Origin of the sequence: Streptomyces sp. NPDC051561 (assembly GCF_044454195.1) — a bacterium.
Lineage (GTDB): Bacteria > Actinomycetota > Actinomycetes > Streptomycetales > Streptomycetaceae > Streptomyces.
In genome coordinates this window covers 1-12,144 of the sequence record NZ_JBITDM010000052.1, presented here as the reverse complement: position 1 = coordinate 12,144, position 12,144 = coordinate 1, and the positions used below count along the sequence as shown (strand labels likewise).

Genomic DNA, 12,144 nt, shown 5'->3' with positions numbered 1-12,144 from the left:
GCCCGCACCGGCCCCCCCCCCCCCCCCCCCCCCCCCGCCGGGCGGGGGGGGGCGCGCCCCCGCCCCTCCCCGCGTTACCCCAGCCCGCTTGGGCGGCGGGGCCGCCCCCCGGGGGCGGAACGGGCGGGCAAGGGGGCGGCCCCCCACGGAGTCGCCACCCCACCCGCCCCCGGCCCACCCCACTCCCGGTCACCCCCACCGGCCCACCGACACCCCCGCACCCCCACCCCAAACCACCCTCACCCCGGATAGAACGGCAAAGACCCCTTCCCCTCCGAAACCACCGTCTTCCAATTCGCCCCCAACGGCAGCCGCACAATCCCGTCCTCCTGCGACTGCGCCAGCAGAGGCAACTGCTCCGTGTCCGACGAAGCCACCGCCGTCACCTGATTCGCCCCCGGCAACAGCCCCGCCGCAGAAGTCGACCCGTCCGTCTGGACATACCTCATCTGCTGCACCCCACCGGCCTCCCGCCCCACCACGACCATCCTGCTCGGCCCCGCCCAGGACATCGCCGTCACCTGCTCCATCTGCGGTGCCGCAGACCGCAGGCCGGCGATCCGCACCTCGGGCCGCTCCTGCGTGCCACCCCGCTCCACCCGCCCGACCTTCAGCGTCGTACGCGCGTCCTTGCCCTTGCCGTCGACCACCAGCAGCGCCGCCCGCACCCCGTCGGCCGACACCCGCAGCGATTCGACGTACCCGTCGCCGAGCTCGTCGATCTTCACCTTCTGCGGCTCGCCCACGCCCTCCACCATCCGCAGCACGCGCCGGTTCCTCGGGTCCCGGTCCGCGACCCACAGGTCGCCCCGCCCGTCCCAACTCGGGGCGGACAGCGCACTCCTGTCCTTGAAGGCGCTGGTGTACGGCGTGCTGTGCCTGCTGTCCGCCGCGATCGGCGCGACGTACAGGTGGTAGCCGTCGACCGCCACGCCCGCCACGTTCCGCTCGTCGCGCGACACCGCGGCCGACCGCAGGTGCAACGAGTCCCCGAGCGCCCCGGGAACCGGCACCGCCTCGTCGCGCTCCGCGTTGCTGCGCATCTGCACCAGCCGCTGCTTGCCGTCCAGGAAGTACTGGTAGGAGGGTGTGCGCAGCGCACTGTCCGGCGCATACCCGCCGGCCGCGTCACCGCTCAGCACGCAGAGCGAGGACAGGTCCTCGTTCTGGATCTCCACCTGGTCTATCCGCGAAGTGGCCGTCAGATCCCGCAGGGTGAAGAGCAGTTGGGCCGCCATGTCGCGGCAGATCTTCTGACTGACGTTGGCACCCTTGGCACTGAGCGGCACCTTGAGCGAATTGTGATCACCGAAGGTGAGCGACTTGACGCCCTCCTTGAGCGACGCCCTGGTCGGGAAGCTCGAATTGACCACCGGCTTCAGCCAGTTGGAAGGCCCGTCGAGAAGCGCCTTGACCGCCTGCGCCACCGGGTCGAGGCGGGTCTGCGGGTCCGTCCGCTTGCGTACGTACACCGGATCGGCGACCAGCCACCGCTGCCCGGAGTCGTCCGTCGCCGAACTCGGGGCGAAGTAGTACTTGTTGACGGGCCGGAAGATCCGCTGGAAGTCCGACTCGCCGAGCAGCAGCCCCGGCGGCGGGGTGTCGATCCGCCACTCGCCGGCCTCGTCCTTGCCGTCCTTGCCGCCCTTGCCGTCCGGGTTCTTCTCCCGGATCAGGCGCAGCGACTGGTCGTACGGTTTCGCCTCGGCCTGGAAGGCGTTCTGCTCGTTGAGATAGGCGATCTGCTGCCCGGACAGCGAGTAGCCGGGCACGGTTCCGTTGTGGCGGGAGGTCTCCACCCGGGCGGGCGCGACGGCCAGCACCGTGGTGACCGACCCGGGATTCCACCGCTTCGACGCACCCTTGGTCAGGTATTTGCGCGCGGTGTCGAACCCGGGGTCGTCACTGGTCATCGCCTCCAGGAACCCGTCGACGATCTCCTCGGGCCGGGCTCCGGAACGGGGCGGCACGCTGTACACCCGTACCTGCGAGTCGACCCGCTGCGACGACTTCACTTCCTTTACGTCGCCGTGATCGGGCATCGACCCGCAGCCCGCCGCGGCCAGCAGCAGCCCACTCGCCAGCAGCGCCGCCACCTTCCGGCCGAGCCCCCGTCGGACACGGCGTGCACCGCCCGCACGCCCGGCAGGGCCCTCGCTGCCCCGTTCATCACTGTCCCGGCTGCTGTGGCTCCCACTGCCGCCACCCCGACGCTCAACGCCCACGCGCGGTGTCCTCCCGGTCCCTGTCCTGCGGTGCACGGCCGACGCCGACACCATCGGTCCCACTGCCACTGCCGGTCCCACTGCCACCATCGGTCCCACTGCCTCGGTCGGCCGCTCGAACAGCACCGGCCGCCCTGCCACCCCCGGCCGCACCGCCCTCCGCGTCACCGCTCCCGCCCTGCGGCTCCTCCCCCGTCCGCCGGGACACCACCCTGGCGCCGTTGCCCGGCAGCGCCGTGGGGTCGGCGGGTATGGCCGTGGCGCGCGGCGGCGTGATCGGACCGGTCCGCCGTTCTCCCGAAGGCTGTACGGGAACGGTGGCCAGCCGGGTACTGCCCTCCGGCTCCCCACCGGCCGCACTCGCCGCCCGCGCACGTGCCCGCCGCGAGTCCTCCGGTTCCAGCGGTATCGGCGACCCGCGCAACGGCTCGTCGACCGTGCGCGGCAGCGTCAGCCGGAACTGCGATCCGCCGCCCGGCTCGCCCCACGCCTGCAGCCACCCGCCGTGCAGCCTGGCGTCCTCGACCGCGATCGACAGCCCGAGCCCGGTACCGCCCGTCGTCCTGGCCCGCGCCGGATCGGCCCGCCAGAACCGGCTGAACACCCGGGTCGCCTCGCCCGGCTTCAGACCGACGCCGTAGTCCCGCACGGCGATGGCCACCGCACCGCCCGCGGCGCCGAGGCGTACCACCACGTCCCGCCCCTCGCCGTGCTCCACGGCGTTGACGACCAGATTGCGCAGCACCCGCTCGACCCTTCGGGCGTCCGCCTCGACCACCACGGACTGCTCGTCCCCGACGACCCGGATCACGGTGCCCTTCCGCTCGGCCAGCGGCTCGGCGGCGTCGATCACCCGGCGTACCACCTCACGCAGGTCTATCGGCTCGGCCTCCAGCGCCGCCGCGCCCGCGTCGAACCGGCTGATCTCCAGCAGGTCCGCGAGCAGCGACTCGAACCGGTCGATCTGCCCCACCAGCAGCTCGGCCGACCGCTCGGTCACCGGGTCGAAGTCACTCTTCGCGTCGTGGATGACATCGGCCGCCATCCGCACCGTCGTCAGCGGCGTCCGCAGCTCGTGCGACACATCCGAGACGAACCGGCGCTGCATCCGCGACAGGTCCTCCAGCTGCTGGATCTTCAGCTGGAGGTTCTGCGCCATCTTGTTGAAGGCCTCGCCGAGCCGCGCGATGTCGTCCTCGCCGGTGACCTTCATACGTTCCTGGAGCCGGCCCGCGGACAGCCGCTCGGCCACCCCGGCCGCCATCCGCACGGGGGTGACCACCTGCCGCACCACCAGCCAGGCGATCGCCCCGAGCAGCACCACCACGAACAGTCCCGCGGTCGTCAGCGTGTTGGTGACGACCTTGAGGGAGGCCTCCTCCTGCGACAGCGGGAAGAGGTAGTAGAGCTGGTACGGCTGCCCGCTCACGTCATTGAGCCGCTTGCCCACGATCAGGCCGGGCTCGGACGGCTGGGCGTCGTTGTTGTACACGATGCGTACGTACGTCTGGGAGGCCTCGGCGCCCCGGTCCACGGCGGTCCGCAGCTCCTGGGGCACGCTCTCCAGGGGGTCCACCCCACCGGAGGCACGCGGTCCGGGCTGGGTCGTCTCCTCGTCGGACGCGGAGCTCAGTGCCACCACGTTGAAGGCCTTCTGGCCACCGCTGGCGAGCAGTTCCACCAGGTCGGAGCGCCAGTTCGCGGCGTTGCGCGCCGCCCTCCTGTCCTCGGTGTCACCGTCGGTGCCACCGGGGGCGACAGGGGTACTGGCCCGCTCCTGGGCCACCGAGAAACCGCCCCGGGCCTGATTCTGGGCCGCCTCCACCTTGGAGTTCAGCAGGCCGTTGCGTACGGCACTGATCACCACGAAGCCGAGCAGCAGCACCACTCCGAGCGACATCAGCAGGGTCGCCGCGACCACCCTGAGCTGGATGTTCCGCCGCCACAGCCGCAGGGCGGGCAGCAGCGGACGCCGCACCAGCCGCACGACCAGGCGCAGCACGGGCCCACCGGGCGCCGCGTCCTGGAGCAGCCGGCCGCCCTGGAGCAACCGGTTGAACCTGGAAGGACCCCGCTCGCCACCGGCAGGACGACCACCGGCCGACCGGCCACCAGCCGGACGTTCGCCTCCGGCAGGCCGCTCCGTCCGGCCGCCCGGCTCCCCGGGCCTCGGAGCAGCACTGCCTCGCTTCATGTCAGCTCGGTCCGGCCTTGTAGCCGACGCCGCGCACGGTCACGACGATCTCCGGGCGCTCCGGATCCTTCTCGACCTTGGAACGCAGTCGCTGGACATGGACATTGACCAGCCGGGTGTCCGCGGCGTGGCGGTACCCCCAGACCTGCTCCAGCAGCACCTCGCGGGTGAACACCTGCCAGGGCTTGCGGGCGAGCGCGACCAGCAGGTCGAACTCCAGCGGGGTCAGCGCGATCGACTGCCCCTCCCGCTTCACCGAATGACCGGCGACATCGATGACCAGGTCACCAATGGCCAGCTGCTCCGGTGCGGGCTCCTCCGACCTCCTCAGCCTCGCCCGGATACGGGCGACGAGCTCCTTGGGCTTGAACGGCTTGACGATGTAGTCGTCGGCGCCGGACTCCAGCCCGACCACCACATCGACGGTGTCGCTCTTCGCCGTAAGCATCACGATCGGCACTCCGGACTCGGCCCGGATCAGACGGCAGACTTCGATGCCGTCCCGTCCGGGCAGCATGAGATCCAGCAACACCAGGTCCGGCTTGGCCTCCCTGAATGCCGCAAGTGCCTTGTCGCCGTCCGCTACGAACGACGGCTCAAAACCTTCTCCACGCAACACAATGCCGAGCATCTCGGCCAGTGCGGTGTCGTCGTCGACGACAAGGACGCGTCCCTTCATTAAGCCATCATCCCATTAGCTCATCGTTGCCTGTCGTGACCTGGCACACAGCTCGGCCAGCGAGGACCCCGTCACCGGTGAGACGACCCCCTCCTCGGTGACGATCGCCGTCACCAGTTCGGGCGGCGTCACATCGAAAGCGGGGTTGTACGCCTGGGTTCCCAGCGGCGCGACCGGGATCCCGCCACCTCCCTCGGCTCCCGCCGCCGAGAGCCCCCCGGTGAATTCGGTCACCTCCAGTCCGGGCCGCTGCTCCACCTCGATGTCCGACCCCTCCGCGGTGTCCAGATCCACCGTGGTCAGCGGCGCCACCACGAGGAACGGCACATGGTGGTACTTCGCCAGCACCGCCAGCGGGTAGCTCCCCACCTTGTTCGCCACCGACCCGTCGGCCGCGATCCGGTCCGCCCCGATCAGCACCGCGTCCACCTCGCCCGCCGAGAACAGTGAGCCCGCCGCGTTGTCCGTGAGCAGGGTGTACGCCATCCCGTGCCGCGCCGCCTCGTAAGCGGTGAGCCGCGCTCCCTGCAACAGCGGCCGCGTCTCGTCCACCCACAGCCGCCGCAGCTGGCCGGCCCGGTGCGCCGCCAGGGCCACCGCGAACGCGGTGCCCTCGCCACCGGAGACCAGCGCCCCGGTGTTGCAGTGGGTCAGGATGCGGTGGCTCCCGCCGGGCAGCAGCTCGTCCAGCAGTGCCAGCCCGTGCCCCGCCATCGCCACACTGGCCGCGGCGTCCGTCCGGTGCAGCTCCCTGGCCGCCTCCAGCGCGGCAGCGGCGGCCCCCTCTTCACCGGCCCCCTTCTCCAGCGCCGCCCGATGGGCCTGGCTCGCCCACCGCACCCCGTACCCGAGATTGACCGCGGTGGGCCGCGCCGCCGCCAGCTCCGCCGCCGCCCCCTCGACGTCGAACCCGCGCCGGGCGGCGAGCGCCACCCCGTACGCCCCCGCGATGCCGAGCAGCGGAGCTCCCCGTACGGCGAGCGTCCGTATCGCCTGCACCAGCGCAGGCACATCGGTACAGACCAGTTCCACTTCCTCCATCGGCAGCCGGGTCTGGTCGAGGAGCACCAGCACCGGTCCTTCGGGCGGCTCCTCCCATCGCAGCGAGGGCCGTGCGAGCGCCGATGCGCCCACCGTGCTGTGTGCGTCCTGATCAGCCATCCGCCCAGTCTGCCCCGTACCGCCCCGACAAATGAAGGTGCCAAGAGCGACAAGGAACCCCGGGGGCCGGTCCACCTGCGCTCCCCCCATGGCACGATTGCTGGCAACCTGCCCCCGCACCCGGGGTCGGGCACCGTGAAGGAGCGACGATGAACGACTCTCCGGGCTGGGCCTCGCCCGGACCCGCCCCCTCCGACGACCGCCCCCCGGAGAACTCCGGATCTGCCGAACCCACTGGACCCGCTGAACCCGCCGACCAGGCACCCGATTCGAAGTGGTCGAAGGAGCAGCCCCCCGCGGCCCAGTGGTCCGCCCCGAGCACCCCTCCCCCGCGCAGCTACGCCCAGACCCCGCCCGGGCAGGGCGGATACGGGCAGGGCGGTTACGGACCCCAGCACGGCGGCCACGGCCCCCAGCAGGGTGGCGGCTGGGGCGCTCCGGGCCCCGGAGGCTGGGGCGGCCCGCCGCCCGCGGCCAAGCCCGGAGTGGTTCCGCTGCGCCCGCTCGGCGTCGGCGACATCCTGGACGGCGCGGTCTCCACCATGCGCGCCCACTGGCGCACGGTGCTGGGCATCACGGTCACCGTCGCCGTACTCATCCAGGTGGCCAACACCCTCATCCAGCACTATCTGCTTCCCGAGCCGCTCGCCATCGACCCGAGCGCAAACAACGCCGAGGCCCTGCGCCAGGCCGTCGACGAGATGCAGAACTCCCTGCTCAGCATGGGCCCGACCCTGGCGATCACCCTGGTCGGCACCCTCTTCACGACGGCGCTGCTCACCGTGGTGGTCAGCCGTTCCGTACTGGGCCGGCCGGTGACGCTCGCCGACGCCTGGCAGGAGGCGAAGCCCCGGCTGGCACAGCTGCTCGGGCTCACCCTGTTGCTTGCCGTGGGTGCCTGCGTGGTCATGACGGTGGGCGTGCTGCCCGGCCTGCTGCTCGGTTCCGGCGGCGGAGCGGCGCTCGCGGCCCTCGGCGGGCTCGCCGGATTCGTCGTCATGGTCTGGCTGCTGATCCGCTTCTCCCTCGCCTCCCCCGCTCTGATGCTGGAACGACAGACCATCGGTCAGGCGCTGCGCCGCTCGGCCAAGCTGGTGCAGGGCTCCTGGTGGCGGATCTTCGGCATCACCCTGCTCACCATGCTGCTGACCGGCCTGGTGTCGCTCATCATCTCGATGCTGTTCTCGTTCATCGCTTTCCTCGTCGACGGCGAAGGCATCAGCAACCTCCTCAAGGGCTCCGCCCCTGAGTTCGGCTGGGGCTTCCTGATCATCACCGGCATCGGCGCGGTCATCGCCATGGCCATCACCTACCCGATCTCCGCCGGCGTGACGGTCCTCCTCTACATCGACCAGCGCATTCGCCGCGAGGCCCTCGACCTGGACCTCGCCCGCGCCGCCGGCCTTTCGGACTACGGCACGGAGCAGCCCACCCACCCCACCCCAGGGAGCTGACGCGTCCGTGACAGTGACGGGGGCCACTGCCACGACCTGGCCACGGGTACGCGCCGACGGCGACGTGCCCGTGGACACTCCACGCGTCCCGGCCCGCGAGGCCGCCGAGCGCGAACTGTCCGACCCGAGGTACCACGAGAACGACCCCAACCTCCTCCAGCGCGCCCTCGACCGCTTCTGGGACTGGGTCGGCGGCCTCTTCGACGCGGCCTCCGGTGCAACCCCCGGAGGCCCCCTCGGCGTGATCGTCCTGGCCCTGGTGATCGTCCTCCTGATCGCCGCCCTGTGGTGGCGCCTGGGCGCTCCGCGCCGCACCCCCGCCTCCCCGGACGCCCTGTTCGGAGACCGCCCACGCAGCGCCGCCGAACACCGCACCGCCGCCGAGGCCCACGCCGCCGCCCACCGCTGGAACCCCGCCGTCCAGGAACGGATGCGCGCCCTCGTTCGCGCCCTCGAAGAACGCACCGTCCTCGACCCCCGCCCCGGCCGCACCGCCGACGAAGCCGCCGCGGAGGCGGGCCGCTCCCTGCCTGCCCACGCCGACCGCCTGCGCACCGCCGCCCGCTCTTTCGACGACGTCACATACGGCGACCGCACCGCCGACGAAGCCGCGTACCTCCACCTCCGCGACCTCGACCTCTCCCTCATCACCGCCAAGCCCTCCCTCACCGGCACTTCCTCCCCGGGCGGAGCCACCGAATGACCACCACGCCACCTCACCCCACCCTGGTTTCCACCACTCCCCACCAGGTCTGGACGCGCTCCCGAGGCATACTCCTCGTCCTCGGCATCCTCGCCCTCGCGGGCCTCGTCATCGCCCTCCTCCAGTCCAACAAGCAGCACGGCCACCTCGACCCGCGCTCGTTCGACCGCAACGGCAGCCACGCCGTGGCCGAACTCCTCAAGGACCGCGGCGTCTCCACCCGCGTCGTCACCACCCTCGCCGAGGCCACCACCGCCACCGGCCCCGAAACCACCCTCCTCGTCGCCTCCCCGAACCTCCTCACGCCCTCCCAACAACGCGAGCTCCACACCGCCACCACCTCATCCGGCGGCCGCACCGTCCTCGTCGCCCCAGGCCCTCCCTCCCTCCATACCCTCGCCCCGGGGGTACGGCCCGAACCCCCCAACTCCCCCGTCGCCGCCCGCGAACCCGGCTGCGCCCTGCCCGCCGCAGCTACCGCCGGCCGAGCCGACCTCGGAGGCCTCCGCTACTCCACCACCGCCTCCCACGACGCCTGCTACCCCGCCGACGGCCGCCCCTCCCTCCTCCGTCTCACCACCCCCTCCGGCGGCGACACCGTCCTCCTCGGCGCCGCCAACCTCCTCCAGAACGAGCACCTCACCCAACAGGGCAACGCCTCGCTGGCCGTCCAGCTCCTAGGCTCCCGGCCCCAACTCGTCTGGTACCTCCCCTCCCTCACCGACCCCTCCGCCACCGAAGGCACCAACTCCGACGGCGACACCCCCGACGCCACGAGCGGCTTCCTCTCCCACATCCCGCCCGGCTGGCTCTGGGGAACACTCCAACTCGCCCTGGCCGCCGTACTCGCAGCCATCTGGCGCGCCCGCCGTCTCGGCCCCCTGGTGACCGAGCGGCTCCCCGTTGCCATCCGCGCCTCCGAAACCACCGAAGGCCGCGCCCGCCTCTACCTCAAGTCCCACGCCCGCGACCGCGCGGCCGCAACCCTGCGCGCCGCCACCCGCCTCCGGCTCTCCTCCCTCACCGGCGTCCCCGCGGTCCACTCCGACTCCCCCGACGCCCTCCTCACTGCCCTCTCCGCCCGCCTCCCCGACACCACCAGAGACCTCAACGCCCTTCTCTTCGGCCCCACTCCACCCCAGGATGCCGGCCTCATCCGCCTGGCAGACGAACTCGACGCCCTCGAAAGAGAGGTCCGCGCCTCATGAGCGCCCAGCCCGCAGAGACCCCCACCGAGACACCGACCGTCCCCTCGGCCGAGACCGCCGCCAGCGCCCGCGCCTCTCTCGAAGCCCTGCGCTCCGAGATCGCCAAGGCCGTGGTCGGCCAGGACCCGGCGGTCACCGGCCTCGTCGTCGCCCTCCTCTGCCGCGGCCACGTCCTCCTCGAAGGAGTCCCCGGCGTGGCGAAGACCCTCCTGGTACGCGCCCTGGCCGCCTCCCTCGAACTCGACACCAAGCGCGTCCAGTTCACCCCCGACCTGATGCCGAGCGATGTCACCGGTTCCCTGGTCTACGACTCCCGCAGCTCCGAGTTCTCCTTCCAGCCGGGCCCCGTCTTCACCAACCTCCTCCTCGCCGACGAAATCAACCGCACTCCTCCCAAGACCCAGTCCTCCCTGCTCGAAGCGATGGAGGAACGCCAGGTCACCGTCGATGGCGTCCCCCGCCTCCTCCCCGACCCCTTCCTTGTCGCCGCCACCCAGAACCCGGTCGAGTACGAGGGCACGTATCCCCTCCCGGAAGCCCAGCTGGACCGCTTCCTCCTCAAACTCACCGTCCCCCTCCCCAACCGCCAGGACGAGATCGCCGTCCTGACCCGCCACGCGGATGGCTTCGACCCCCGGGACCTGAAAGCAGCGGGCGTACGCCCCGTCGCCGGCCCCGCCGACCTGGAAGCCGCCCGGTCCGCGGTCGCCAGGACCTCGGTGTCACCCGAGATCACCGGCTATGTCGTCGATATCTGCCGTGCTACCCGTGATTCCCCCTCCCTGACTCTCGGCGTCTCCCCGCGAGGCGCCACCGCCTTGCTCTCCACCGCCCGCGCCTGGGCCTGGCTCACCGGCAGGGACTACGTCACCCCCGACGATTTGAAAGCCCTGGCGCTGCCTACGCTTCGCCACCGCATCCAGCTCCGGCCCGAGGCCGAGATGGAAGGAGTCACTGCCGACTCCGTCATCACCGCCGTTCTCGCCCACGTCCCCGTCCCCCGCTGAGACGACACCCATGGCACTCACTGGACGAGCCGCGCTGCTCGCCGCCCTCGGCTCCCTCCCGGTCGGCATCCTCGCGCCGAGCTGGTCGGGAATCCTCGCGATCAACGCGCCCCTCACACTCGCAATCATGTGCGACTACGCCCTGGCCGCACCAGTGCGAAAGCTCCAATTCACTCGAACTGGTGACACATCCGTTCGACTCGGTGAAATCGCCTCGGTCGAACTGACCGTCACCAATTCCTCGCCCCGCAGCCTGCGCGCCGACCTCCGCGACGCATGGCCGCCCAGCAGCTGGCTCTCCGGCACCGAGTTCGGCGCCTCCCGCCACAAGGTGACCGTCCCGGCCGGCGAACGCCGCCGCCTGACCACGAAGTTGAGGCCCACCCGCCGCGGTGATCGGGATGCTCAGCGGATCACCGTCCGTTCGTACGGCCCCCTCGGCCTGGCCGCACGTCAGGCCGGCCACCACGTACCTTGGACGGTCCGCGTCCTGCCGCCCTTCACCAGCCGCAAGCACCTGCCTTCGAAGTTGGCCCGGCTACGCGAACTCGACGGCCGGACCAGCGTGTTGACACGAGGCGAGGGCACCGAGTTCGACAGCCTCCGCGAGTACGTGCCAGGAGACGACACCCGCTCCATCGACTGGCGCGCCACCGCCCGCCAGAACACTGTCGCTGTCCGCACCTGGCGCCCCGAACGAGACCGCCACATCCTGCTCGTCCTTGACACCGGCCGGACCTCCGCGGGCCGGGTTGGCGACGTCCCCCGCCTTGATGCGTCCATGGACGCCGCTCTGCTCCTCGCCGCACTCGCCTCGCGCGCCGGCGACCGTGTCGACCTCCTGGCACACGACCGCCACACACGTGCTCAGGTACGGGGCAGGTCTGCCGGAGAACTCCTGCCTGCCCTGGTGAATGCCATGGCCCCACTCGAACCCGAGCTGATCGAGAGCGACGCCCGCGGCATGACGTCCGCCGCGCTGAAGAACGCCCCCCGCCGCTCCTTGATCGTTCTCTTCACCAACCTCGAAACCGCCCCCGTGGAAGAAGAACTCCTTCCGGTCCTCCCTCAACTCACCCAGCGTCATACGGTCCTTGTCGCCTCCGTGGCCGACCCTCGAATCGCAGAGATGGCCAAGGCCAGAGGCTCCCTGCATGCCGTTTACGACGCCGCCGCAGGCACCCAGACCCAAGCTCAGCGCCGCCTTACTGCCGAAAAGCTCCAACGCCACGGAGTGACAGTCGTCGACGCAACCCCCGAGAATCTCGCGCCCGCCCTCGCCGACGCCTATCTCTCCCTCAAAGCCGCCGGTCGACTCTGACCAGTCCCTTCTCCCGCAATGCACTCGCCTGCAGAGCGAAGAAAACATCGCTGTAAACGCAGAAAAGCCCCGCACCAGTTACCTGGTGCGGGGCTTCCCCACAATAATTGTTCGGCGGCGTCCTACTCTCCCACAGGGTCCCCCCTGCAGTACCATCGGCGCTGAAAGGCTTAGCTTCCGGGTTCGGAATGT

At 71.3% G+C, this 12,144-nt stretch carries 9 protein-coding genes and 1 rRNA gene; 5 read left to right on the top strand and 5 right to left on the bottom strand.

Annotated features, from left to right (window positions below; translation table 11 throughout):
* Positions 1–239: 239 nt before the first annotated feature.
* The 4 genes from ACIA73_RS41645 to mtnA all read right to left on the bottom strand — a co-directional run bounded on the left by ACIA73_RS41645 (position 240) and on the right by mtnA (position 6,259).
* A complete protein-coding gene (locus ACIA73_RS41645) occupies positions 240–2,042 on the bottom strand; it encodes an LpqB family beta-propeller domain-containing protein (RefSeq protein WP_399444230.1) in 1,803 nt (600 codons plus the stop codon).
* 172 nt (positions 2,043–2,214) lie between these two features.
* Positions 2,215–4,419: an MtrAB system histidine kinase MtrB gene (mtrB, locus tag ACIA73_RS41640; protein ID WP_399444228.1), complete on the bottom strand. Its 2,205-nt coding sequence runs from the start codon at positions 4,417–4,419 to the stop codon at positions 2,215–2,217.
* Position 4,420: 1 nt separating this feature from the next.
* Complete coding sequence (gene mtrA / locus ACIA73_RS41635; protein WP_005486885.1) at positions 4,421–5,098, bottom strand: two-component system response regulator MtrA; 678 nt, start codon at positions 5,096–5,098, stop codon at positions 4,421–4,423.
* 15 nt (positions 5,099–5,113) lie between these two features.
* Positions 5,114–6,259 (bottom strand): S-methyl-5-thioribose-1-phosphate isomerase, encoded by a 1,146-nt coding sequence (mtnA, locus tag ACIA73_RS41630; protein ID WP_399444227.1) that lies wholly within the window; start codon positions 6,257–6,259, stop codon positions 5,114–5,116.
* A 149-nt stretch (positions 6,260–6,408) separates the two neighbouring features.
* On the opposite strand from mtnA, the gene ACIA73_RS41625 reads away from it, so the two are divergent.
* From ACIA73_RS41625 to ACIA73_RS41605, 5 genes are read left to right on the top strand one after another with little or no spacing between them, the layout of a single operon-like run.
* Complete coding sequence (locus ACIA73_RS41625; protein ID WP_399444226.1) at positions 6,409–7,713, top strand: glycerophosphoryl diester phosphodiesterase membrane domain-containing protein; 1,305 nt, start codon at positions 6,409–6,411, stop codon at positions 7,711–7,713.
* Positions 7,714–7,726: 13 nt separating this feature from the next.
* Positions 7,727–8,416 carry a DUF4129 domain-containing protein gene (locus ACIA73_RS41620; protein ID WP_399444229.1) on the top strand — a complete coding sequence of 230 codons (690 nt, stop codon included), beginning with the start codon at positions 7,727–7,729 and terminating at the stop codon, positions 8,414–8,416.
* Positions 8,413–9,624: a DUF4350 domain-containing protein gene (locus tag ACIA73_RS41615; RefSeq protein WP_399444225.1), complete on the top strand. Its 1,212-nt coding sequence runs from the start codon at positions 8,413–8,415 to the stop codon at positions 9,622–9,624. The genes ACIA73_RS41620 and ACIA73_RS41615 overlap by 4 nt, the downstream gene beginning before the upstream one ends.
* Positions 9,621–10,631: an AAA family ATPase gene (locus tag ACIA73_RS41610; RefSeq protein ID WP_399444224.1), complete on the top strand. Its 1,011-nt coding sequence runs from the start codon at positions 9,621–9,623 to the stop codon at positions 10,629–10,631. Before ACIA73_RS41615 ends, ACIA73_RS41610 begins: the two co-directional genes overlap by 4 nt.
* Positions 10,632–10,641: 10 nt before the next feature.
* Positions 10,642–11,952 carry a DUF58 domain-containing protein gene (locus ACIA73_RS41605; protein ID WP_399444223.1) on the top strand — a complete coding sequence of 437 codons (1,311 nt, stop codon included), beginning with the start codon at positions 10,642–10,644 and terminating at the stop codon, positions 11,950–11,952.
* Positions 11,953–12,061: 109 nt separating this feature from the next.
* Here the strand turns inward: ACIA73_RS41605 and rrf are convergent.
* Positions 12,062–12,144: ribosomal RNA gene (gene rrf / locus ACIA73_RS41600) — 5S ribosomal RNA — on the bottom strand; the annotation flags it as partial.